Source organism: Sphingobium sp. B8D3B (assembly GCF_025961875.1).
In the GTDB taxonomy this organism is placed as follows: domain Bacteria; phylum Pseudomonadota; class Alphaproteobacteria; order Sphingomonadales; family Sphingomonadaceae; genus Sphingobium.
Genome location: NZ_JAOQON010000001.1, coordinates 41,665 through 64,704, shown reverse-complemented (window position 1 = coordinate 64,704; position 23,040 = coordinate 41,665). Strand labels below are relative to the sequence as shown.

At 62.5% G+C, this 23,040-nt stretch carries 21 protein-coding genes; 9 read left to right on the top strand and 12 right to left on the bottom strand.

All coding sequences use genetic code 11. From position 1 onward, the window contains the following. Positions 1–31 precede the first annotated feature (31 nt). The 4 genes from M2343_RS00305 to M2343_RS00290 form a co-directional block, all read right to left on the bottom strand. Positions 32–1,759, bottom strand: a complete 1,728-nt coding sequence (locus tag M2343_RS00305) for a hypothetical protein (protein ID WP_181560412.1) — start codon at positions 1,757–1,759, stop codon at positions 32–34. 265 nt (positions 1,760–2,024) lie between these two features. After that, on the bottom strand, positions 2,025–3,446 hold the full coding sequence (locus tag M2343_RS00300) for a hypothetical protein (protein WP_264575156.1): 1,422 nt from the start codon (positions 3,444–3,446) through the stop codon (positions 2,025–2,027). 95 nt (positions 3,447–3,541) lie between these two features. Continuing rightward, positions 3,542–4,990: an undecaprenyl-phosphate glucose phosphotransferase gene (locus M2343_RS00295; protein ID WP_181560414.1), complete on the bottom strand. Its 1,449-nt coding sequence runs from the start codon at positions 4,988–4,990 to the stop codon at positions 3,542–3,544. Positions 4,991–5,014: 24 nt separating this feature from the next. Further along, positions 5,015–6,547 (bottom strand): tetratricopeptide repeat protein, encoded by a 1,533-nt coding sequence (locus M2343_RS00290; protein ID WP_264603847.1) that lies wholly within the window; start codon positions 6,545–6,547, stop codon positions 5,015–5,017. 271 nt (positions 6,548–6,818) lie between these two features. On the opposite strand from M2343_RS00290, the gene M2343_RS00285 reads away from it, so the two are divergent. Genes M2343_RS00285 through M2343_RS00270 form a run of 4 tightly spaced genes read left to right on the top strand, consistent with a single transcriptional unit; the run spans position 6,819 to position 10,964 of the window. After that, positions 6,819–7,436: a polysaccharide biosynthesis/export family protein gene (locus M2343_RS00285; RefSeq protein WP_264571104.1), complete on the top strand. Its 618-nt coding sequence runs from the start codon at positions 6,819–6,821 to the stop codon at positions 7,434–7,436. Next, complete coding sequence (locus tag M2343_RS00280) at positions 7,433–8,626, top strand: hypothetical protein (protein WP_264575154.1); 1,194 nt, start codon at positions 7,433–7,435, stop codon at positions 8,624–8,626. The genes M2343_RS00285 and M2343_RS00280 overlap by 4 nt, the downstream gene beginning before the upstream one ends. After that, positions 8,626–10,128 carry a GumC family protein gene (locus tag M2343_RS00275; RefSeq protein WP_264571106.1) on the top strand — a complete coding sequence of 501 codons (1,503 nt, stop codon included), beginning with the start codon at positions 8,626–8,628 and terminating at the stop codon, positions 10,126–10,128. The genes M2343_RS00280 and M2343_RS00275 overlap by 1 nt, the downstream gene beginning before the upstream one ends. A 32-nt stretch (positions 10,129–10,160) precedes the next feature. After that, positions 10,161–10,964, top strand: a complete 804-nt coding sequence (locus M2343_RS00270; RefSeq protein ID WP_264575153.1) for a CpsD/CapB family tyrosine-protein kinase — start codon at positions 10,161–10,163, stop codon at positions 10,962–10,964. A gap of 417 nt (positions 10,965–11,381) precedes the next feature. On the opposite strand, the gene rfbB is transcribed toward M2343_RS00270, so the two are convergent. Genes rfbB through rfbA form a run of 4 tightly spaced genes read right to left on the bottom strand, consistent with a single transcriptional unit; the run spans position 11,382 to position 14,728 of the window. Further along, positions 11,382–12,452: a dTDP-glucose 4,6-dehydratase gene (gene rfbB / locus M2343_RS00265; protein ID WP_264575152.1), complete on the bottom strand. Its 1,071-nt coding sequence runs from the start codon at positions 12,450–12,452 to the stop codon at positions 11,382–11,384. Next, positions 12,445–13,311 (bottom strand): dTDP-4-dehydrorhamnose reductase, encoded by an 867-nt coding sequence (gene rfbD, locus M2343_RS00260; RefSeq protein ID WP_264575151.1) that lies wholly within the window; start codon positions 13,309–13,311, stop codon positions 12,445–12,447. Before rfbD ends, rfbB begins: the two co-directional genes overlap by 8 nt. Further along, positions 13,308–13,853 carry a dTDP-4-dehydrorhamnose 3,5-epimerase gene (gene rfbC, locus M2343_RS00255; protein WP_264575150.1) on the bottom strand — a complete coding sequence of 182 codons (546 nt, stop codon included), beginning with the start codon at positions 13,851–13,853 and terminating at the stop codon, positions 13,308–13,310. The genes rfbD and rfbC overlap by 4 nt, the downstream gene beginning before the upstream one ends. After that, a complete protein-coding gene (rfbA, locus tag M2343_RS00250) occupies positions 13,853–14,728 on the bottom strand; it encodes a glucose-1-phosphate thymidylyltransferase RfbA (protein ID WP_264575149.1) in 876 nt (291 codons plus the stop codon). Before rfbA ends, rfbC begins: the two co-directional genes overlap by 1 nt. 237 nt (positions 14,729–14,965) lie before the next feature. On the opposite strand from rfbA, the gene M2343_RS00245 reads away from it, so the two are divergent. From M2343_RS00245 to M2343_RS00235, 3 genes are all read left to right on the top strand, one after another. After that, a complete protein-coding gene (locus M2343_RS00245) occupies positions 14,966–15,223 on the top strand; it encodes an XrtV sorting system accessory protein (protein WP_181560423.1) in 258 nt (85 codons plus the stop codon). 71 nt (positions 15,224–15,294) lie between these two features. Continuing rightward, on the top strand, positions 15,295–16,596 hold the full coding sequence (locus M2343_RS00240; RefSeq protein WP_181560424.1) for a UDP-glucose dehydrogenase family protein: 1,302 nt from the start codon (positions 15,295–15,297) through the stop codon (positions 16,594–16,596). Positions 16,597–16,770: 174 nt separating this feature from the next. Beyond that, positions 16,771–17,634 carry a UTP--glucose-1-phosphate uridylyltransferase gene (locus tag M2343_RS00235; RefSeq protein WP_264575148.1) on the top strand — a complete coding sequence of 288 codons (864 nt, stop codon included), beginning with the start codon at positions 16,771–16,773 and terminating at the stop codon, positions 17,632–17,634. 153 nt (positions 17,635–17,787) lie between these two features. Here M2343_RS00235 and M2343_RS00230 read toward each other — a convergent pair whose 3' ends face one another. The 3 genes from M2343_RS00230 to petA are packed head-to-tail and all read right to left on the bottom strand — an operon-like array spanning position 17,788 to position 20,561. Beyond that, positions 17,788–18,627, bottom strand: a complete 840-nt coding sequence (locus M2343_RS00230; RefSeq protein ID WP_181560426.1) for a cytochrome c1 — start codon at positions 18,625–18,627, stop codon at positions 17,788–17,790. A gap of 15 nt (positions 18,628–18,642) precedes the next feature. Then, on the bottom strand, positions 18,643–19,983 hold the full coding sequence (locus M2343_RS00225; protein ID WP_181560427.1) for a cytochrome b: 1,341 nt from the start codon (positions 19,981–19,983) through the stop codon (positions 18,643–18,645). Positions 19,984–19,994: 11 nt separating this feature from the next. After that, the gene (gene petA / locus M2343_RS00220) at positions 19,995–20,561 is read right to left on the bottom strand and encodes a ubiquinol-cytochrome c reductase iron-sulfur subunit (protein WP_181560428.1); all 567 of its coding nucleotides are present in this window, start codon (positions 20,559–20,561) and stop codon (positions 19,995–19,997) included. A gap of 298 nt (positions 20,562–20,859) precedes the next feature. Between petA and M2343_RS00215 the strand changes: the two genes are divergently transcribed. Both M2343_RS00215 and hemF read left to right on the top strand, forming a co-directional pair. Next, the gene (locus tag M2343_RS00215; protein WP_264575147.1) at positions 20,860–21,318 is read left to right on the top strand and encodes a tRNA (cytidine(34)-2'-O)-methyltransferase; all 459 of its coding nucleotides are present in this window, start codon (positions 20,860–20,862) and stop codon (positions 21,316–21,318) included. Then, on the top strand, positions 21,315–22,196 hold the full coding sequence (gene hemF / locus M2343_RS00210; RefSeq protein WP_264575146.1) for an oxygen-dependent coproporphyrinogen oxidase: 882 nt from the start codon (positions 21,315–21,317) through the stop codon (positions 22,194–22,196). Before M2343_RS00215 ends, hemF begins: the two co-directional genes overlap by 4 nt. Here hemF and M2343_RS00205 read toward each other — a convergent pair. After that, a complete protein-coding gene (locus M2343_RS00205; protein ID WP_264593993.1) occupies positions 22,183–22,944 on the bottom strand; it encodes a hypothetical protein in 762 nt (253 codons plus the stop codon). The two genes, hemF and M2343_RS00205, sit on opposite strands and share 14 nt — an antisense overlap. Positions 22,945–23,040 lie beyond the last annotated feature (96 nt).

The window sequence follows — 23,040 nt, the reverse complement described above, 5'->3', positions numbered from 1 at the left end:
AGCGCGACCCGTCCCATCTAATCTATCCTGATCAGCGTGTGATGTAGGACTGGCGGAACAGCTCCACAGCTCTTTCCTTATTCGCCTCACTCAAAGGCTGGCCCACATAATCCCGCTGGCCCCAGCTCCCCCATTGGCTGCCGCCGCCATAATCCGCGAACATCACCATGAGGTCTCCGACCTCGTCACGCCATTTGGTGAGATAGGTCGTGTAGAGCTTGGTCATGCGCGCGTCCCGTTGCAGGGCGATCATTTTGTCCAGCGGCGCCGATCCCAGCACGTGCTGGCCCGCCTCATAAGTTATCGTTCGCAAACCGAATTTGGTAGCAACGTCCTTGACCTTCTTGGATTCGGCGATGCGGTCGTTCACGTCATTGGCCAGACCGGCAAAGGCAGCATCGACACCTGCCGAGGTATCAAGCGCATTCGCAGACAGGTTCGCTGCAAAATAGGGCGCGATGGCAACAGCATCTACCTTCTTTGCAGTGTCGCCAAAACTCAGAACAAAGTCCGCATTCCAGGCGCCCGTCTGAACTGCCGCAACACGAACGATCCGTTGCATCTGACCGGCAAAGACGGAGGACCAGATGTCCATCACTTGTCCAGTCTTCTGCGAATAACGAGACAGCATCGCCATATGGTCGTTCGAGGAGAGACCGGCCGCCTTACCTTCTTTCAAAGCCTGCGTCGTCACGGGATAAACGTAATTCCAGACCTCGTTGGATACCTCAACATAGGCTTTGAGAGACGGGTCCAACCGTGTGCGCACGAGCTCCGCGAACTTGCGCACATACTCGTCGTCGGCATTCCAGGGAACGCAGAACCAAGGATCGGCCTTTAATTCATTGGCCAACTGGATCATATATTCCAGCGCCACGCCGTCCGGACCGGCAACGATTTCGTCGCCCAGCTTTGCTCGGGTCTCCCAACGCACGGGAAGATTGCCCTCGACGCCCCCGTAGGACCATTTCATGAACCGCAAGACGCCGTAGCGCTTCACCTCGGCAAGATAAGTCGGGTCGAACGTCGCATTCGGATCGGCGTCGACTTCACGACAGTCTGCGTTCCGAACAGGATCCGACGGGCTTGTACTTGCGATACGAAGCCAGGCTGAAGCCCCGCCCTGAGGCACGAATGTGAATGTCAAAGTTTTTCCCGATACTCGGGTATTCTTTGCAGGCGTACCACCCACGCTGACACTTCCCGTACCCTGCCAGCGACAGATGATATCGACACTCTCACCCCACAGGCTGCGCGTGGGCAGAGCCATTTGGCGAATGCCCGATTCACCCGATCGCAGATCGACGAGCCGTTTGTTGGCGTCCAGACGGTCCTCGGGCATGTCAGACCATCCGCCCTGTGCATTGCTGAGACGCCAACCGCTTAGAAGGTTCAGGAAAGACCTGTTTCCGATCCACGTGGTGGGAGCGGTCAGGTTCAATCCGAGCTTCATGGCCGGCACGCCAGTCGCTGCCGACCCGCTTCCAACAGTGGTCGCGGAACCCGGTGTAGAAATCGTCGTCGTGGAAGAGCCCGACGGCTTGGTACCCGAGGACGTCGACGGGAGCGACGCAAGGGTCAGAACCGAGAGAACATCGGCCCATTTCACCAGATTGAGCCCTTTCAGTTTGATTGACGCCGTATAGAGAAGAAACGCGCTGGCCGTGCTGGCAGCCACTGCCGCCGTGCCCATCATCACTGTCGAACTCAGTGCCATCGCACCGATCAACCTGAGTTTCGTCTTACGCACCCGGTTCATACGCTTCAACTTCCTGCCAACCCCGTAGGGATTCATTGCGTCCCGAAGCGAACCTAGGAGAGAGCCAAAAAGCTTCGATTGCCAAGTGTGGTTAAATTCCTGCTTACCACCCCGCTGAACGCATCGCGTTACCGATCCGCTATATATTGCTCTGTAGATTATCTGCAGCCCGCCGTTGTACGCCGGTTGACCGATCTTTCGGTTTTGCCAAGAGCAAAGCTACCAACAGGTTTCCATCTGCGGCGATCAGCGGCACACCATGCTGCTAGGCTCGCGACAACGCCTTTGATGGCGGGTGGATGTCACGGGACGGCCCGTCCACTGGCTGGGCATCGCGCTGGCCTCTCCGGAGCCTCGTTTCCAAGCGCAGTCCGGCAATCGCTCCCGCGACCAGCCACGTAATCGGCTGGATGGACGAATTCGGGATCAAGTCCAGTACATTGTACATGTGGACCGCCACCAGCGCGAGACTGGCTGTCGGCACCGCGCTGCGGCGCAAACGGAAAGCGCGCCAGAAGGGATAGGACAGCAAACCGAAGAATAGCACATAGCCGACCCAGCCCAGCATGCCGATGACGATGATCCATGTGCCATCGGTCACCGCGACATCGAGCGTGCCGCCCCAATGCGCGACCACGATCACACGATTTCGACCAAATGTCCCCCATCCGAACAATGGCCGCTGCTCCGCTCTGTCGAGCAACAGTTCTTCATTCCTCAGTCGGAAATCGAAGGAGTCCGCCCGCTCGGCGCTCAACGAGGCAGCGGTCTGTACGATGTCCTGCAACGGCAGCAGATTGGCGCCGCGCAGGGCGGGATAGGTCACGACCATCATGGCCAACCCGGCGATTGCGATCAGGAACATGCGCCGCTTGAGCAGCAGCAACATCGGGGCCAGCAGGGCGACCAGGACGACTGCGCCGACGGATTTGTTCAGGATCAGGATGCCCGCCAGATAAGCCGCGATGAGGGACATCGGGAGTCCGAACAACTTCATTCGCATCTTCATCAGGCCGAGTGCGGCCAGAAGTGCCATGCCGAGCAGCGTGGACACCAGCAGGCCATGGCCGAGGAACACCATCGAGCGAAAGCCGCCGAACCGCATCTGTTGCAGGAAATATTCGGCGTCTTCGATGCCATAGACCCATCGCTGCAAAAACGGACTGAGCCTGACTTCGAGCATGATTGGGATGGAATAAGCTAGCGCGCCGATCACTAGCGCGAGCAGGATCTGCCGATGGCCACGCTCATTGCCGAGCAGACCGGCGCCGAGCACGAACGGCGCCAGCGTGATCACGTGGCCGACCGACATGGACAGGCCTTCTCTAAAACCGAGCGCCGGGAAGGCCATGCTCCCGATCATGTAGAAATCGCGGTTGGTCAGAGCCGTGGCAAAGGGCGTGAGGACGAAGCCCAGCATCAGCAAGTTCAGCGCCTTGCTGTGCGGCCATTTGAACTCACCCCTCCGCGCGGTGGCTAGCGCGAGCACGAACGCTGCGAGGCTCGGGATGGTGGACTTGTCGAAGGCCGGAATGCCCGGAAGGTCGAACGCAACCCCGCGCGGCAGCAGCAGATAGCCCGCGAGCAACGTCCAGATCGTCGCCCGTCCGGCCGACATGGTCATGTAAAGGACCAGAGCCACCAGCGGCCAGAGGATGAGAACGCTCTGAGCGATCAACGCCTGCATCGCTTCATCCCCTCCGCGCGATGCAGTTGAGCGCGCTCATCAACGCGCCGGCCATGGCAGCCCGCTCGCACGACCCTTCACGCTGGCGGACAGCCTCAGTAGGCATGCTTGTCCCAGATCAGGCGCACGACAGTCTCGAGGATGATCCGCAGATCAAGCAAGGGCGACCAGTTCTCAATGTAATAGATGTCATATTCGACACGTTTCTTAGCTCTCTCGATCGTATCGATCTCTCCGCGCAAGCCCCTAACCTGCGCGAGGCCGGTGATCCCGGGCTTCACGCGATGCCGCGCCGCATATCCACGGACCGCGTCGTGATAATAGGCATCGCCGACGCGCATCGCCAAGGCGTGGGGCCGCGGCCCGACCAGAGACATCTCACCCCTGAGCACATTCCACAACTGCGGCAGTTCGTCGATGCTGGTGCGACGAATGATGCGTCCCACCCGGGTGATCCGCGGATCGCCCTTTCGCGTCCGTTCGCCACCACTGACATCCTGACGATCGGTATACATCGACCGGAACTTGAGAACCTCGATTTCCAGATTGTTGAAGCCGAGGCGCTTCTGGCGGAACAGGATCGGCCCCTTGCTCTCCAGCCGGATGGCGAGCGCGGTGAGGATGAGCAGCGGCGCCAGAACGATCACGCCGATGAGCGCAAGAAGGCGATCCTGGATCTCCTTCAGAACGCCGTCGAAATCCCGCATCGGCAGTTGCCACACGCTGAGCACCGGCAGGGAGCCGATATAATTGACGCTATACCGATCCCGCAGCACCAGAAACTCGCGCGGCATGATGCAAATGTCGATCGCGCCGGCACTGAGTTGCTCGATGATCTGGTTGAGCCGCTCCTGTCGCACCAGAGGCAGCGCCACGATCACCTGGTCCAGCATCCCCTGCTGCGCGAGGCCCAGCATCTCGTCGAACCCGCCCAGATACGGAAATCGCCCGATCATACCCGTCTCGACCCGAGAGCGCCGGTCGTCTGCAAAACCAACGATGTTGATATGGGGCAGCCGCTCGATCTCCAGCAGTTCCAGCAGCCGGCTCGTCACCTCCCGGTCCGCGCCATAGATCGCCACGCGCTGCCCGATGATCTTGTGCTTCATCGCCACGCGAACGAGCTGCCGGAACAACAGGCGCGAAAACACTAGAAAGATCAGGCAGACCAGCGAGAAGACGAGCGCGAAGCGGAGCGACAGATCGCCGCCTTTGCCAAACTGGACGAGGATGAATCCGGTCAGCGTCAAAGCCACGAGGAAATCGAGGAATGTGCTGCCGCCAAGATCATCGCCCTGCCCCCGGAAGCCGGAATAGGCGTCCCGGGAAATCCGGATCAGGAAAAAGTTGATCGCCATGACGACCACGACGGTCGAATGCAGGCGCGCGTCCAGATAATAGCCCAGGAAACTGCGATAAAAGGCGACCGTGATCAGATAGGACAGCAGGAAGCACAGGCTATCATTGATGATACCGCCCGAGCGCAACACGTTGGACGTGAAGCGGACATATTTGTTACGCGCAGGACGCTGAAAGCTGATCATGGTTCGCCGAATTACAAAACGGTGTCAAAAGCGACCAAACAGGCCGCGATCGGCCGGTTTGCCTGGGGGATCATCCACGAGATAGGCTGTCCGGGCATTGTCCAATCCATTCTGAGCCACGCTCGCGCAGGTCCCATCTTGTATGGCCGCGCATTGCGCCACGAGCAGGCTCCACGCCTTTTCCGACGACGGCAAAGCCCGGGCAAAATTGCGCGCGACCGACATACTCCGCGCCCTATCCCCCGAGTCATGAAGATATTGCATATAAGATTGCACCAGAGGAAAATTCTGGGGGATCTGCTTCAATCCCTCTTCGTAGATCTGGCGGGCACGCCAGTTCTCGGCGCGCGCCCGATAAAGCTGCGCCACGGCCTGATAGGCGTCGGGATTGCGCGGATCGTTCGCCAGCGCCAGCTGCGCCGCTTCCAGCGCAGCGCGTACGTCGCCCCTTTTCGCGGCGTAGTGCGCGCGCAGCAGCAGCGCGTCGACATTCTCCGGATCCTGCTTGAGCAGCGATTCGACCTGCCCCTCGACTCCTTGATCCTTACCGGTTTCCATGAGCAGGCGCAGCTTGAGCGGTGCGATCAAATCCTTGGCGCGCCCATCCGGCACGGAATTCAAAAGCAGATTGGCCGTCTCGCGATTTCCGCGCGCCAGCAGATAGCGCGAAACCGTCAGGACGGCGAGCGGGTCACGCCAATCCGTCGGCCCGCGCGCGACGTCGGGCGACAGCGGCGTGGGGTCGAACTCCCACCAGATGCGGGTGAGCACCTCATAATCCGACGGCTCTCGCAGACCCTCGCGGAGCAGCGCCAGGTTGGCCTCGCGGGCCTGCGGCAGCCGGCCCATCTTGTAGAGCAGGTTGATGCGGTCCAGCTTCATGGCCGTCCCGGCATTGCCGGTCGCGACCAGCCGGCCCAGCGCCTCCGCCATCGGCTCAGGCTTGCCGAGATAGCGGTACAGATTGACCTTGTTGGTCAACAGCGCCGAGGAATCGCCGGAGACACGCAACGCGTTGTCGATCAGGGCGATGGCCTCTTCCGCCTGCCCGCGCCGCGCCAGCACTCGCGCCTTCACGATAACGCCGGCCTCGTCCGTTGCCGAGCGCGCCAGAATCCGGTCCGCATAGGACATCGCATCGTCCAGTTGCTCGCGGGCCAGGGCGATCATGCCCTTCGTCTGGAGCGCGGGCATGGCATCGGGTTCCAGCGTCAACAGTCGGTCCGCTGCCGCTTCGGCATCTGCGATCTGCCCGAGCTGAACGCCGAGATTCGCCACATAGGCGAGGGCCAGGCGGTTCGTGGCATCGAACTCCAGCGCCCTCTGGAACGCCCGGTAGGCCCCCGCAGGATCGCCCGACTGCAAGGCAATCATGCCAGCCAATTGCTGGAAATTGGGTCCATCTTCCCGCAGACGGATCGCCTCGCCAATCGCCCGCTGGGCACCGGCGAGGTCACCCGCCTGCAGCATCGCTTCCGCCGCCTGCGCCCGCTCGGCGGCCTGCTCGCTCGGGCTCTTGCAGCCGCCCAAGGCCGCAAGGATCAGCAAAGCTGCCAAAGCGTTCGACGATGGGCCTCTGCCCGAGGCCTTCGGCATTCTGCCGCCGAAACGGGCGGCGCTGCCATGAGCGAAAGTCAGCCTGCCAAACCCGGTCATATCGCCCTGTCGTGAATATCGCCCAACCCGCGTCGCGTTACAGGGCTTAACCCCAGCAAGCAACGAAAGTAACCATTGCCCCCACATCATTAACCCAGCTTTTACGTAGTGACGGCATAGGGTTTTGGTATATGAAGCCTGCATTCCCGGCCAAGTAGAAGGATCCTCAACCGTGCGGTTTCCCGTAATTTCATGGTCCATGGCGGGCCTTCTTGCCGCCGTCGCAACGCTGCCAGCGATGGCGCAGCAGAACGCCGCTGCGGCAGGCGGTGCATCCAATCAGGTCGCCCGGCCCTATACAATTAACCCCGGCGACCAGATCGAAGTTTATGTGTGGGGCGAGGAGCGTCTGCAGCGCTCGATCCGCGTGCTTCCGGATGGCAGCTTCTCCTTCCCGCTGGTCGGCCGCATCGTCGCGCAGGGCATGCTGCCCGAGCAGGTCCAGACTGCGATCTCGAACGGACTGGCCAGCCAATATCGCGGCGAGCCCCCTCAGGTGACCGTCTCGGTCGAAACGCCCTCGGGCTTCACCTTCTCGGTGGTGGGCCGGGTCCGCGGCCCCAGCTCGTTCACACCGGGTCGCTATGTGAACCTGGTCGAGGCCATCGCCATGGCCGGTGGACCGGACGAGTTCGCCAATCTCGATAACGTCACCATCATCCGCAAGAACGGCAATGAGCTGTCCGCGCTGCGCTTCCGGCTCGGCGGCGCGATGAAGGGCAATCTTTCCGAAGAGGCCGCCCGCGCCATTCCCCAGATCCAGACCGGCGACACGGTGATCGTTCCATGAATAAGACGAAGCTGATCGGCTCGGCAGCCATCGCCGCCCTCATGCTCGGCAGCGCCGCGCAGGCTGACACCCGCATTGGCGCAGATCTTGGCGTCACCGGCGGTGTCGCCAGCAATCCCTATGGCACGGTGGGCGGCGATAGCGCCGCTGCCACGCTGGCCGGCAGCTTCGCTCCCACCGTCACGATCAATTCGCCGACGGGCACGACCCAGTTGCGCGGATCAGTGACGCATACGGAATATTCGCGGCTCTACGACGGCACCACCGATTACGGCCTTTCCGGCAACATCAGCCGCCAGATCAGCCCGTTGACCTCGCTGACTGCAGGTCTTTCCTACTCCAGCTATGTGCGCAACGGCCTGTACCCGGTCTACGATCCGATCGTGGGCGGGCCGGTCGATCCTGGCGCCCCGATCATCGTCGATCCGAGCGGCAGCGTGAACTATCGCCAGCGGTCCGACGTGTTCTCCGGCCAGCTTGGCTTCGGCTTCACCCTCTCGCCCCGCGACACGCTCAACGTGTCAGCCAACGGCACGCGCGTGCGGTTCCCGGACAATATGGGCCTCTCCAAGGAATATGACACCTACGGCGGCGGCTTGACCTACATGCGCGCAATCGGCGCAAACACCTCTGTGGGTGTGGGCTTCAATGCGGCTCGCAGCGACTATCTCGATCCCGCCTTCGGTAAGACGACCCAATATACGCCGACCGCCCAGCTCAACACGCGGCTGGCGCCCCGGTTGAGCCTGAAACTCGCGGCGGGCTTGACCTTCAGCGAGACGCAATTCCCTGCCGTGTCGATCAACAACACGTCCTTCTACGCCTCGGCAGATCTGTGCCGTGAAGGCGATCGCACGAGTTTCTGCCTCACGGGCTCGCACGGGGTTTCCCCCTCGTCGATCGCCGGCTCCTCGCGAGTCACGGCCATCGGCGCGCTGTACAATTACAAGATCGATCAGCGTAGCAGCTTCAACGCCAGCGCCTCTTATTCCCGGTCGAGCAGCCTTGTGGGAACCGGCGGCAATGACAGCGATTATGCGCGGGCGAGCGTCGGTTACGAGCGTTTGCTACGTCCTCGGCTGTCTGCTGTCATTTCGGTAACCTATAGTGACACATATAGCTCGCTCGTCTCACGCAACGCAAACATCCACGGACTCGTTGGATTGCGGTACAGGCTCGGTCAGAACTGATGAACAACGTCCACGCCAATTACGACACGGCTGAGGAGTCCGGCGGGGCATCGTTCCTGCCGCATATCCCGACGATTCTTATGCAGCGCAAATGGCTGGTCATCGTGCCCGCCCTCCTGCTGCTCCTGGCCGGCATCGCCACGGCATTCCTTCTGCCGGTGCAGTACCAGTCCAAGGCGGTTCTGCTGGTCGAGGCCTCGCTTCTTCCCGAGGATGTGGCGGGCGATCCCCGCAGCGCCGACGGCACGAGCGTTGTCGACCAGCGCATGGCGCGCATTCGCCAGCAGGTCCTCAGCCGTCCGCAGTTGGTGGAACTCATCCAGAGGAACGGGCTGTACCAGACCGAGTTGCGGACCCAGTCGCTCTCCGAAGTCATCACTACGATGCGCGAAGCGATTGCCATCGAACCGGTCACAGCGGACATTCAGGCCGCCAATGGCGGGCGGCGCAGCACCATCGCCTTCTCGATGAGCTTCAACTATTCCGACCCGGTGAAGGCCCAGGCCGTCGCCCAGGCGCTGACCGACCAGGTGCTGCAGCTGGACGCCAGCACCTCGGCGGCGCAATCGGTGAACACCATTCAGTTCCTCACTGACCAGCAGGCCGATTTGCAGACGCAGATCGCCGCGCTGGACAAGCAGATCGCCGACATCCAGCTGAAGAACGGCCTCACGCTGGCCAGCAGCACCATGGCGACGACCGGCGGCGGCACCATCGGCATCGACAGCCGCATCGCCGCGCTCCAGTCCGCCAATGCGCAATTGCAGGCGCAGCGTGAACTCACGCAGAGCGCGGCTGACCGCGATCCGGTGATCGCCGAAGCGGAAGCCGCTGTGGCCACCGCCCGGGCGCGTTACACCGAGCAGCATCCGGACGTGGTTCTGGCCAAGCAGCGGCTCGCCGAGGCGCGGGAGCTGGCGAAATCCAATCAGTCGCGCATCCCGACTTCCGCTATTTCCGCGCAGATCGCCGCCAATAATCGCGAGATTTCCCGCCTTGAATCGGCGCGTGCCGCCGAAGAAGGCCGCAGCGCCTCCATTCTGAGCGCCCAGATTCGCGCGCCGGTGGTGCAGCAGGAACTGGCGCAGCTGCAACAGCGCATGACGGGCCTCAACGAGCAATATCAGAAGGTGTCCAACCAGCTGATGAACGCCAAGGCTGGCAAGCGTGCCGAGGACGAGCAGCAGGGCGAGCGTCTTTCCGTGATCGACCCGCCGGTGGTGCCGGACGATCCCTATTCGCCCAATCGCCCGAAGATCATCCTGCTCGGCGCCTTCGCAGGCTTGGGTCTCGGCTTTGGCCTGATCTTCCTGATCGAAATGCTCACGCGGCCGATCCGTGGCGCTGACGCCGTCCTGCAAGCGACCGGTGCGTTGCCGCTAGTGGTCATTCCCACGATCATGTCGCGGGCCGAGCAGCAGCAGCGCGGTTTGAAGCGCCTGTGGCCCTTTGGCGGGCGCAAAGGCCGCACGAAGCCCGATGACGATGATGACGACGACTGATCCGCGCGCACTGTATCCAAGGAGTTTGAGCATTGTCTGATCAGCTTGCGCCATCGGCCCTGCAGGGCGCGCCTTTCCGCATTCCCGCGCCCAACGAGACGGCGCTGTTCACGCCCGACCCGAAGCTTCTCGAAGCCCAACATGTCGTGGCGTTCAGCAACCGGCACCTTGCCTCCCGCCCGTTCAGCCTGCTGCGCTCGCAGGTGGTCAAGCGGATGGCAGCGGGCGCGCACCGGATCATCGGGGTCACCTCCCCGGCTCCCGGTGCCGGCAAGTCGTTCCTGACCGCCAATCTTGCCGCCACGCTGAGCCGCCTGCCCGGCAAGCAGGTCCTCGTGTTCGACCTCGACATTCGCCGGGCCTCGCTCGCGCAGAATTTCGGCTTGGTGGGCGAAGTCGGCCTGGAGCGCTTCCTCGCCGGCGAAACCGACGATCTGCGCAAGATCGGCCGCCATGTCGAAGGCACCAACCTCACGCTCTACCCCTGCTATTCGAACGATCTCGACAGCATGCCGCTGCTCGCCGGCGACCGCTTCGACCGGTTCGTCAAAGCCCTGCGCACGCTGGATGACGATACGATCATCCTCTTCGACATGCCGCCCGTGTTCGCCAATGACGACGCCATGGTGATCGCCGGCCATGTCGATGCTTATCTGATGGTGATCGAACAGGGCCGGACCAACCAGAAGCAGGTCACCGATTCGATCCGCCTGCTCGACCCCGCCGAATGCCTCGGTTCCGTCCTCAACCGCTACGATGGCGGCGTGACCGACCCCTATGGTTATTCCTACGGCGGTTACGGCAAATATACGGATTACTTCAGCAAGGAAGACTGAACGGCGAGGCAGGTTCACGCATCCCGCGCTGCCTGACTGGTCGCACTGGAAGGACTGTCCTCGCTAAAGGGGCTAGAGTGCCCCCAGTTCCCCACCGTCACCCCGGGCTTGACCCGGGGTCCAGCTTCCTAATGCTCAATTACATTCCGGCGCTCGAATGCACGGTTTGGTTGAAACTCCCTCCCCCGCAAGAAGCCTAGCGGGGCCCGGGTCAAGCCCGGGGTGACGAGGGTGGTGGGCCGGCTCGTCGGGCGTCAGGCCGACGTCATGAGTTCGATCAAAGGCCGATAGCGCTGCACTCCAACCCTCTCCCTCTGAGGGAGAGGGATGCGCAGACTTGGCAGCGTGCTGCCTGGTCGAAGCTGAGAGAGGGCTCAGCGATCCGAAGGGTCGCGCGGATCCGAGATCCGCCCCCCGTCACTGGCCAGCAGCGGCCTTCTCAAGCAACGGCCGCCACCACTGCTCATTGCGAAGATACCAGTCCAGCGTCTGCGCGAAGCCTTCACTGAAGGTGCGGCGTGGCGCATAGCCCAGTTCCGAGCGCGCCTTGGTTTCGTCAATCGCGTAGCGCCGGTCGTGCCCAGCGCGATCGGTGACGAAGGTCTTCAGCGTCTCGGACGCCTGTCCCCGCGCGGCGGGCGCGTCGGGGAAGCGCTGGGCAAGTTGCGGATCGGCAGCGAAGGCGCGATCCACCGTCGCGCAAATCTCCTCGATAACGGTGAGATTGGGCAGTTCCTGACCGCCGCCAATATTATAGGTCTCGCCCGGTCGCCCGACCTGCAAAACCTTCTCGATGCCGTGGCAATGGTCCTCGACATGCAGCCAGTCGCGCACATTCATGCCGTCGCCGTAGATCGGAAGATTTCGGCCATAGAGGCAGTTGAGCAGGAACAGCGGGATCAGCTTCTCGGGAAACTGATAAGGGCCATAATTGTTCGAGCAATTGCTCGTCGTGACCTCAAGGCCATAAGTGTGGTGATAGGCCCGCACCAGATGGTCCGAACCCGCCTTGCTGGCCGAATAGGGCGAGTTGGGCGCATAAGCGGTGGTCTCGCTGAACGCCGGATCGTTCGGCCCGAGCGAGCCATACACCTCGTCGGTCGAGACATGATGGAAGCGGTGCGGACGGCCCGTGCCGGTATCAAGCCACAGCTTGCGCGCAGCCTTGAGCAGGCTGTGCGTGCCGATGACATTGGTTGTCACGAAGGCGTCCGGCCCTGTGATCGAGCGATCGACATGGCTCTCGGCAGCGAAGTGGACGATGGTGTCGATCTGCTTGCGGGCCAGCAGATCCTCGACCAGCGGCGTATCGCAGATATCGCCCACGACCAGTTCGACATCGCTCAGGCCATCGAGATTGGCTGGATTGCCCGCATAAGTGAGCGCATCCAGAACCGTGACAACGTCGCTGGCATGATGGGTGCGCCAATAATGCACGAAGTTCGCGCCGATGAAGCCGGCACCGCCGGTGACGAGCAGATTAGCCATTCGCCTTGATCACTCCGAGCATGTCACGAAGATGGACGCGCCAATGCGGCGCGGGTGCGCCGATGTGCGCAACGGTGCTGCTCTTGTCCAGAACCGAATAAGAGGGTCTTTGCGCCGGCGTAGGATAATCGCGGGTGCTGATCGGCACGATCGGAACGGCCCGGTTCAGCAGGCCGAGCACGACCGCTTCCTCCTGAATCGCCACGGCAAAATCATACCAACTCGCCGCGCCACTGTCGGTCCAGTGATGGAGGCCGCTTGCCCCTGCGGTTTGCAACCGCCAGAAGACGTCGGCCAGCCCGGCGGCATAAGTCGGCGTGCCGATCTGGTCGGCGACCACCCGGACCTCGTCCCGCTCCGCCATCAGGCGCAGCATCGTCCGCACGAAATTATGGCCGGTGTCGCCATAGACCCAGGCCGTCCGCACGATGAGGGCTTGCGGAGACGCCGCAAGCACCGCCTCCTCCCCTGCCCGTTTGCTGGCTCCATAGACACCCAGCGGTGCAACGGGGCTGTCCGGCCGATAGGGCGTGCCCTGTGTGCCGTCGAACACGAAATCGGTCGAGACATGCACAAGGGTCGCGCCGCTCGAAGCCGCTGCCCGCGCCAGGTTGGCCGGCCCATCCGCGTTGATCCGCCAGGCAAGATCGCGTTCGCCCTCTGCCTTGTCCACGGCCGTATAGGCGGCCGCATTGAGTATGAGCGCGGGTTGAACCTCGGCGACGCAGGCCGAAACCGCCGCCGCGTCCCCGATATCCAGCGCGGCCCGGTCCAGCGCGACAATGTCCGCATCCTCGGGCGCGCATCGCTGCAGCGCCTGGCCGAGCTGACCGCCGGCCCCCGTGATGATGACCTTCACGGGAAGGTCACCGCATCCGCCAGCGGCTTGCCCGCCATGTCCTTGGCCGAAAGCTGCGGTACGATGTCCCCCAATGGCCAGTCGATGCCGAGCGCCGGGTCGTTCCACAGCAGGCTGTGCTCATGGCTGGGATCGTAAAAGCCGCGGCACTTGTAGAGAAAGTCCGTGCCATCCTCCAAGCAAAGGAACCCGTGCGCCATGCCTTCGGGCACCCAGAGCATCCGCTTGTTGGCCGCGCTCAGTTCGACGCCCACCGATTTGCCGAAGGTCGGCGAGGACCGGCGCATATCCACAGCGACATCGAAGACCGCGCCGGCCGTGACCCGCACCAGCTTCCCCTGTGGGCCAGGCTGCTGATAGTGCAGCCCGCGCAGCACCCCGCGCGAGGAGCGGCTGTGATTGTCCTGCACGAAGTCGATATCGAGCCCGGCATCCTTGAACGCCCGCGCGTTCCAGCTTTCCAGAAAGAAGCCGCGCTCATCGCCGAAAACCTTTGGCTCGATGATGAAGACGCCATCAATGGCCGTTTCTATGAGGTTCATCAGGCTTTGCCGTCCAGCAGCTTGAGGAGATACTCGCCATAGCCGGACTTGCGCAGCGGCTCGGCGACGCGCAGCAGTTGCGCATCATCGATAAAGCCCATGCGCCAGCACAACTCCTCAGGGCAACAGATTTTGAGGCCCTGCCGCTCCTCCGTGATCCGGACATAATTGGCGGCGTCCGTCAGCGAGCCGTGCGTCCCGGTATCGAGCCAGGCATAGCCGCGCCCCATGAGCTCGACATTCAGCTCGCCGGCTTCCAGATAGACGCGATTGAGATCGGTAATCTCCAGCTCGCCCCGGGCTGAAGGCGCCAGCCCGGCCGCACGCTCCACCGCCTGCCCGTCGTAGAAATAAAGACCGGTCACGGCATAATTGGATTTGGGCTGCGCGGGCTTTTCCTCGATCGTCTGCGCCTTCCCGTCGGCATCGAAGGAGACGACGCCATAGGCTGTCGGGTCGCTGACATTATAGCCGAACACCGTCGCGCCATGGTCGCGGGCATTGGCGGCCTGCAATAGGTCGGTGAGACCATGCCCATAGAAGATGTTGTCGCCGAGGATCAGCGCGGAGGGGTCCGTGCCGATGAAATCCGCACCGATATGATAAGCCTGCGCCAGGCCACGGGGCTCTGGCTGCACGGCATAATGCAGGTCGAGACCCAGTGCGCTCCCGTCGCCCAGCAAGGCCTGGAATGCCGCCTGATCATGCGGCGTGGTGATGATCATGATCTCCCGAATGCCCGCCATGATCAGCACCGAGAGCGGATAATAGATCATCGGCTTGTCGTAGACCGGCATGAGCTGCTTGGAGACGGCCTTCGTCAGCGGATACAGCCTCGTGCCCGATCCGCCTGCCAGAATGATTCCCTTACGCAATAGCAACACTCCATGCCTGTGCCCGGACGGGCGCTCCGAGGTAACGCATCATCTTCACAATGCAAGGCGACCATTTTCGGCCGGTCCCGAGCCTGAACCATTTTGGCATGGCGGGATTATGCAGCCATAGGACGAAAAGATCGTGAATCGCTTTGCGTTTTCATTTCAGAAAAATTAGCGGTTTCGGACCGATCGATCCTGCGATCAAAATTGTGCCGCCTGACGGGAGAAGACTGCATGGAAACAGTTTATGACTGGCTCTCTCTGGCGATATTTGCTGGCATCATCGTGCTGTTCCTCCAGCGTTCCTCGATGGAAAATCCGCCAGACCGGATGATCGACTATCTGCCGCCGGCGCTTGGCTGCGCCATTGCCAACCAGGCCGGCAATTATGCGATCGAGCATGACAGCATGGTCATGCATGCCGCCGGGATTTTGCTGCTGGTCGGCGTGGTGGCCTATGTTTGGCTGGTGTTGAAGCCCAGTTTTAAATAGGCCTTGCGCCTGTTGGCGGCGTCGGGCTGCCGGCGCATCCACCGTGATTACGGCAAAAAGGGCGTATTCCTGTGAGAATTACAATGATCGGCTCGGGGTATGTGGGCCTCGTCTCTGGCGCGTGCTTCGCGGATTTCGGCCATGACGTCATCTGTTTCGACAAGGACGAGGCGAAGATCACCGCCCTCCAGGAAGGCCGCATCCCCATCTTCGAACCCGGCCTCGATCATCTCGTCGCCAGCAATGTCGCGGCCGGCCGGCTGTCCTTTACGACGCAAGCGGCAGACGCCCTCGCCGACCCCGATGCGATCTTCATCGCCGTCGGCACGCCCTCGCGGCGCGGCGATGGCCATGCGGACCTGAGCTATGTGTACGGCGCGGCCGCGGAAATCGCGCCGTTCCTCAAGCGCTTCACCGTGGTGGTCGACAAGTCCACCGTGCCCGTCGGCACTGGCGACGAGGTCGAGCGGATCATCCGGGAGACCAACCCCGACGCCGATTTTGCCGTAATCTCCAACCCGGAGTTCCTGCGCGAAGGCGCGGCAATCGATGACTTCAAGCGCCCCGACCGCGTCGTGATCGGCGGCGATGATCGCCGGGCGCTGGACGTGATGCGGCAAATTTATCGCCCTCTCGTCATCGGCCGCTCACCGGTGATCGAGATGAGCCGGCGCGGTGCCGAGCTGACCAAATATGCCGGCAACGCCTTTCTCGCGACCAAGATCACCTTCATCAACGAGATCGCCGACCTGTGCGAGAAGGTGGGCGCGGACGTGCATGAAGTCGCGCGGGGCATTGGCCTGGATAATCGCATCGGCGCCAAGTTCCTGCACCCTGGCCCCGGCTTTGGCGGCTCCTGCTTCCCCAAGGACACCCTCGCTCTGTTGAAGACCGCGCAGGATTATGAGGCGCCGCAGCGGATCGTCGAAACGGTCGTCGCCGTGAACGATTCGCGCAAGCGCGCCATGGGCCGCAAGGTCATTCAGGCGATGGGCGGGGAAGTGCGTGGCAAAACCATCGCTGTGCTCGGCCTCACCTTCAAGCAGAATACGGACGATATGCGCGATTCGCCCGCCATCGCGATCATCGAGACGCTGCAGGACGCGGGCGCCGAGATCCACGCCCATGATCCCGAGGGCATGGAGCAGGCCAAGCTGGTGCTGCGCGACGTCACCTATTTCGGCAATGCCTATGACACGATGGCCGGCGCCGATGCGCTGGTGTTCATCACTGAGTGGGACGCCTTCCGCGCGCTCGATCTCGCACGCATCAAGTCGCTGCTGAAGACGCCGGTGATGATCGATCTGCGCAACCTCTACCCGCGCGATCTGGTCGAGGAGGCCGGCTTCTCCTACACGGCCGTCGGTCGGTAATTCGGCGGAACCGAGTTTCGTACCGACCGTTCTGACCTCGGCCTGGATGGATGCCCCCACCAAATGTGGGCTTTTCATCCGGCCTTTGGGGCGGCCAATCGAACAATATGCGGTATCTTTACCTTAATGCTCGATAGGCACGTCCACGACTGACAGAGCAATCAGGGGGTTCATTTGACGATACGCAAAGCTGTCTTCCCGGTCGCCGGGCTTGGCACTCGCTTCCTGCCCGCCACCAAGGCGGTGCCGAAGGAAATGCTTCCTGTCGTCGATCGCCCGCTGATCCAATATGCCGTCGATGAAGCGCTGGAAGCCGGCATCGAGACGATGATATTCGTCACCGGGCGCGGCAAGGGCGCCATCGAGGACCATTTCGATATCGCCTTCGAGCTGGAGCGGACGCAGGCCGACCGCGGCAAGAGCGTTGCCGCGCTGGAAGGCACGCGCCTGACGCCCGGCAATGCGATCTTCGTGAGGCAGCAGGAACCCCGTGGCCTTGGCCATGCGATCTGGTGCGCGCGTGATATTGTCGGCGATGAGCCCTTTGCCATCATCCTGCCGGACGAGCTTCTCGTCGGCCGTGAGAAGGGATGTCTGGCCCAAATGATCGAGCAATATGAGAAAGTCGGCGGCAATCTGGTCTGCGCACTGGAAGTCCCGATGGACGAAACGCCCAGCTATGGCGTTATCGATCCGGGCGCCCGCGACGGCGTGCTGACAGAGGTCCGGGGCCTGGTCGAGAAGCCGGCGCTGGGCACGGCGCCTTCCAACCTGATGCTGCCCGGCCGCTATATTCTGCAGCCCGAGGTCATGGCCCTGCTGGCGACGCAAGAGGCTGGGGCTGGCGGCGAAGTGCAGCTCACCGATTCCATGGCGAAGCTGATCGGCCAGCAGCCCTTCCACGGCGTGACCTTCGATGGCGAGCGTTTCGACTGTGGCTCGAAGCTCGGCTTCGCCCAAGCCAATTTCGCGCTCGCTTGCCGCGACGATGCCATGGGCGGCGATCTCAAGAGCTGGGCTCGCGATTTCCTCGCCTGAGAGGCGCCAACTCCGACGCAACGACCCTGGTCTTGCGCAGCAGCGCCTGACGCAAGCGCCATCTCCAATATCCATCGGCACATAAAAAAGGGCGGATCCTGCGATCCGCCCTTTTTCTTATCTCGTTGGGCCTGCCGACCCGGGCAGGAACCCTCAGTGCTTCTTGTTCGCCCAGATGTTCTGGTACGACATGTAAGCCAGCACCGTCGCGAACAGCAGGAAGATCACCACGGCGATGCCGGTGCTCTTGCGCGCTTCCATCTTCGGCTCGGCCGTCCACATCAGGAAGGCAGCGACGTCCGTGGCCATCTGGTCGACGGTCGGCTTGGGCTGACCCTCGCCATAAGTGACCTGACCTTCGGCCGTCAGCGGCGGCGCCATCGCGAGATTGAGGTTCGCGAAGTACGGGTTGTAGTGCAGCCCTTCCGGCGTCTTCGCGTCGGGGAACTTGCGCAGCAGTTCGGCCGGCTGCTCACGATAACCGGTCAGCAGCGCATGAACATAGTTCGCACCGTCATGACGGGCCTTCGCGATCAGCGAAAGATCCGGCGGAATGGCGTTGTTGTTGGCGGCAGCGGCAGCCACGCTGTTCGGGTAGACCAGCGGGAACTTGTCCGCCGGCACGCCCGGACGCGTGCTGGGTTCACCCGTGCTGGGGTCGATCGACGGCACCTGACGCGCTGCGGCGATCGCCTTGATCTCGGCTTCATTATAGCCAAGGTCGGCGAGGCTGCGGAACGCCACCTGATGGATCGAGTGACAGGCCGAGCAGACTTCCGTGTAGACCTGGAAGCCGCGCTGCAACTGCGCACGATCGAATTTGCCGAACGGCCCTTCAAAGCTGAAGCCAGCCTTCTCGGGGTGGAGGTGGAACTCCTTCTCAGCCGTGGGCTGCGGCGGCTCGCTCACATAAGCGACCCCACCCCAGATGAAGCTGAGCAGCAGCATGCCGGAGAAAAACAGGCCGACAAGGAAGGCCAGGACACGAACCATTGACGGACCCCTTAATTAAGCTGCGCCGGTGGGCTGGGTATCGCTGCCCATGCCCGGAGGTGCAGACTGTTCTCCCTCGAACTTGCCCTTGGCCAGCACCGCTTCGGTAATCGAACCGGGAAGCGGCAGCGGCCGCTCGATGGACGCAATGATCGGCAAGATGATCAGGAAGTGCGCGAAATAATAAGCCGAAGCGATCTGGCTGATCATGACATAGGGCTCTTCCGCCGGTGCACCGCCGCAATAGCCGAGCACGAGCACGTCCAGAATGAGCAGCCACCAGAACTTCTTGAACAGCGGGCGGTAGTTGCCCGAGCGGACCGGCGAGGTGTCGATCCACGGCAGGAAGAACAGCAGCAGAATGGACGAGAACATCGCCATCACGCCGAGGAGCTTCGCGGGAACCAGCACGATACCGGTGAACGGGATCACCAGATCCATCGTGAAGGCGCGCAAAATGGCGTAGAACGGCCAGAAGTACCATTCAGGCACGATGTGCGCCGGCGTCGAAAGCGGGTTGGCCTGGATATAGTTGTCCGGGTGGCCCATCGAATTCGGCGCGAAGAACAACACCAGCGCGAAGAGGATGAGGAACACGCCGAGGCCGAAACCGTCCTTCGCCGTATAGTAGGGATGGAACGGCACCGTATCCTGCGGCCCCTTCACTTCCACGCCGGTCGGGTTGGACGAGCCGGGAATGTGCAGCGCCCAGATGTGCAGGATGATGACACCCGCAATCACGAAGGGCAGCAGATAGTGGAGCGAGAAGAAGCGGTTGAGCGCGGCATTGCCAGGCGCGAAGCCGCCGAGCAGCCAGGTCTGGATCGGCTCACCCACCACCGGAATGGCGGCGAAGAGGCCGGTAATCACCTGAGCGCCCCAGAAGCTCATCTGACCCCAGGGGAGCACATAGCCCATGAACGCGGTCGCCATCATCAGCAGGAAGATGACCACGCCGAGCAGCCACACCATTTCGCGCGGCGCCTTGTACGATCCGTAATAGAGGCCGCGGAAAATGTGGAGATAGACGACGATGAAGAAGAAGCTCGCGCCGTTGGCGTGCGCATAACGCAGCAGCCAGCCCGAGTTCACATCGCGCATGATGTGCTCGACGCTATCGAACGCCACGCCGGCATTAGCCGCATAGTGCATGGCGAGGATGATGCCGGTGATCAGCTGGATCGTCAGCGCGACGCCCGCGAGGACACCGAAGTTCCAGAAATAGTTGAGGTTGCGCGGCACTTCATAGCCGCCGCCGACGGCGTTGTAGACGAAGCGCGGGAGCGGCAAGCGCTCATCCACCCACTTCATCACGGGATGCTTCGGCGTGTAATGCTCAGCCCAGGGAAAGCTCATTATCTTTATCCTCAGCCTACGAGAATGGCGGTATCGGAGGTGTACTTATACTGCGGAACCACGAGGTTCTTCGGCGCAGGCCCCTTGCGGATGCGCGCGGCAGTATCATAGCTCGAACCGTGGCACGGGCAGAAATAACCGCCGAACTCGCCCCGGTTCTCACCCTCGCCGGCACCGAGCGGCACGCAACCCAGATGGGTGCACACGCCCATGGTGATCAGCCACTGCTTCTTGCCGTCGACCGTGCGCTCTTCCAGCGTCTGGGGATCGCGCAGGGTGGAGACGTTGACAGCGTCCGCCTCGGCAATTTCCTTGTCCGTCAGATGCCGCACGAACAGCGGCTGCGAGCGGAACACCGTCTTGATCGCCTGGCCGGCCTGGATTGCCGACAGATCGACTTCCGTCGTCGCCTGCGCCAGCACGTCCGCACTCGGACTCATCTGGGTAATCAGCGGATACAGAACGGCGAGACCGCCAACACCAGCGAAACTCACGGCTGCGATGTTGATGAAGTCGCGACGACGCACGCCTTCGCCATCGTCCATGACAGCTTCCGTCCCTTGCACTTCAGTGGCCATGCTTTGTCATTGCCTCCCTTTGTCCACGATCGCCCGAGAGCGTCGTGCACGCCGAAATCTCGATTCGGGCGCCAGTCGATCGCGCGGTCGAACCGAAAGGCTTCCTTATTAGCCGGAAGTCCGCTCGTCCGCCGAATGATACGACACACCGCACGCCAGGATGGTCCCGGCGCGTTCGGGCGCCTGATAGCGCCCTTGATTGCGATTTGCCAACCTTCAATTTCGTGGCCCGCCCGCCTTTTTCTAGCCGGGCGCAACAGGGGTGGGATTGCGCAAGGGCCGTGGCTAGGAGGTGAGGATGCGCATCGCCCTCTATCAGCCCGATATCGCCGGCAACGTCGGCACCATCCTGCGACTGGCCGCCTGCTGGCAGATCCCGGTCGACATCATCCTTCCCTGCGGCTTTCCGGTGTCCGACGCGCAGCTGCGCCGGGCGTCCATGGATTATGGCGCGCAGGCCGATGTGACGCGGCATGTGGACTTTGAGAGCTTCATCGCCGAGCGGCTGAAGGACGGCGCGCGCCTGGTGGCACTGACCAGCGTCGGCAGCGTGCCCCTGCCCCATGCCAGCTTCCAGCGCGACGACATCCTCTTACTCGGCCGCGAGAGCGCCGGTCTGCCCGAGGCGATCCACGCACAAGCGGCTTTGCGCGTGCGCATTCCCATGGCGCCCGGCTTTCGCTCCTTGAACGTCGCGGTAGCAACTGGCATCGCGCTTGGCGAAGCTCTCAGACAGACCGGACTTTTCCCCGCATGACTTCCACCGCACCCAACAGCCTCGACGATCAACATCTGGCCGCCCGCGCCTGGTTCGAAAGCCTGCGGGACCGGATCTGCGCCGCGTTCGAAGCCATCGAGCGGGAAGCGGGCAGCGATGCGGCGTTCGATTATCTGTCCTGGTGGCGCGAGAGCGACGGCCAGCCCTCCGGCCCCATTGAACAGGGCGGTGGCGGCGGCGGCGTGCGCGGGGTGATGAAGGGCAAGGTGTTCGAGAAGGTCGGGGTGAATGTCTCGACGGTCGGCGGCGCCTTCTCCCCCGAATTCGCCAAGACCATCCATGGCGCCGGCGAGGAGCAGCCCGGCTTTTTCGCGACCGGCATCAGCCTCGTGGCGCATATGGCCAATCCGCATGTGCCGGCCGTACACATGAACACGCGCATGCTGGTGACGACCAAGCGCTGGTTCGGCGGCGGCGCGGACCTCAATCCGCCCATCGTCTATGAGGAAGACACGGCGGACTTCCATGACACGCTGCGCCGCGCCTGCGATGCGCATGACGAGAGCTACTATCCGCGCTTCAGCAAATGGGCGGAAGAGTATTTCTACATTCCCCACCGCCAGGTTCACCGCGGCGTGGGTGGGATTTTCTACGACCATCTCGAAGGGCCGTTCGAGGAGAGCTTCGCCTTTACCCAAGCGGTGGGCGAGGCGTTTCTGGAGGCCTTTCCGCGAATCGTGCGTCGCCGCATGGGATTGCCATGGACAGCGGAGCAGGAAGCGCAGTTGCTCGAATGGCGCGGCCGCTATGTCGAGTTCAACCTCGTGCATGATCGCGGCACGCTGTTCGGCCTCAAGACCGGCGGCAATATCGACGCAATCCTGATGAGCCTGCCGCCGCGCGTCACCTGGAGCTGAACGGCGCTCCGGCTGCCGGCGCACCCGCCGTCGCCCGGTAGAGCGCGGCGCAGATCAGCACGACGAGCACCGTACGGGCGGTTTCCACCAGCGCCGAGACCATCGCGATCAGCAGGTCGGCGATGTCGGCCGGCAGCAGCAGTTCGGCGACCACCCCCACAACGGAGGTGAGCACAACCCCCAGCATGATCATCATGATGAAAATAAGGCCGAGCACGCCGAAGACCCGCCAGCCATTTCCCCGAGTCAGCGCGGCACTGCGCTGGAGGATAGTGAGCGGGTTGCGCTGCGACTCCGCCGCGGAGACCGGCGCAATCAAGGCCAGCCGGCCAATCAGATAGCAGCCGGGCAGAATGAAGAGCATGAAGCCGCCCATGGCGCCCAGTCCCTGCAGCAGATTCGCAAGGAAGAAACCGGGCAGGACCGGAAGAGCCATGACCAGAGCCTCCCGCACCGTCGGTCGCTCGCCACGCAGCAGCAGCGCGTGCATCGCCAGCACGGCGAAGGACGAGATGGCAGCGAAGGCTAGCAGTACCGGCCAGTTCAGCTCGGCATATTGGGTCAGCCGCGCCAGCATCATGTCGTTGGTGGCGTTCTCGGCGAGCGGCTCGGGCTGCTTGACGAGCTGCTCGGCCACCAGAGCGGGCAGGAACATGAACATGCCGGCCACGGCGCCCAGAATGTCACGGTTTGCCGCGCCCATCTGCTTGGCGTCGTCCCATATCGCTGCCAGATCGATCCTGCTCAACCGCTTGTGCTCCCGTTTGCGCGCTCGATAGGCAATATCTCCCCCGCGCGCCATAGGCGAGCCATGCCTTGCCAAATTTGGTCGCAGATCGCATCT

Coding starts and splice junctions, on each gene's coding strand:
- M2343_RS00245 (WP_181560423.1), top strand. CDS start 14,966: ATGGAAACAGTTTATGACTGGCTCTCTCTGGCGATATTTGCTGGCATC.
- hemF (WP_264575146.1), top strand. CDS start 21,315: ATGACTTCCACCGCACCCAACAGCCTCGACGATCAACATCTGGCCGCC.
- M2343_RS00215 (WP_264575147.1), top strand. CDS start 20,860: ATGCGCATCGCCCTCTATCAGCCCGATATCGCCGGCAACGTCGGCACC.
- rfbC (WP_264575150.1), bottom strand. CDS start 13,853: ATGAACCTCATAGAAACGGCCATTGATGGCGTCTTCATCATCGAGCCA.
- M2343_RS00280 (WP_264575154.1), top strand. CDS start 7,433: ATGAATAAGACGAAGCTGATCGGCTCGGCAGCCATCGCCGCCCTCATG.
- M2343_RS00295 (WP_181560414.1), bottom strand. CDS start 4,990: ATGATCAGCTTTCAGCGTCCTGCGCGTAACAAATATGTCCGCTTCACG.
- rfbB (WP_264575152.1), bottom strand. CDS start 12,452: ATGGCTAATCTGCTCGTCACCGGCGGTGCCGGCTTCATCGGCGCGAAC.
- M2343_RS00230 (WP_181560426.1), bottom strand. CDS start 18,627: ATGGTTCGTGTCCTGGCCTTCCTTGTCGGCCTGTTTTTCTCCGGCATG.
- M2343_RS00300 (WP_264575156.1), bottom strand. CDS start 3,446: ATGCAGGCGTTGATCGCTCAGAGCGTTCTCATCCTCTGGCCGCTGGTG.
- M2343_RS00305 (WP_181560412.1), bottom strand. CDS start 1,759: ATGAACCGGGTGCGTAAGACGAAACTCAGGTTGATCGGTGCGATGGCA.
- M2343_RS00275 (WP_264571106.1), top strand. CDS start 8,626: ATGAACAACGTCCACGCCAATTACGACACGGCTGAGGAGTCCGGCGGG.
- petA (WP_181560428.1), bottom strand. CDS start 20,561: ATGGCCACTGAAGTGCAAGGGACGGAAGCTGTCATGGACGATGGCGAA.
- M2343_RS00225 (WP_181560427.1), bottom strand. CDS start 19,983: ATGAGCTTTCCCTGGGCTGAGCATTACACGCCGAAGCATCCCGTGATG.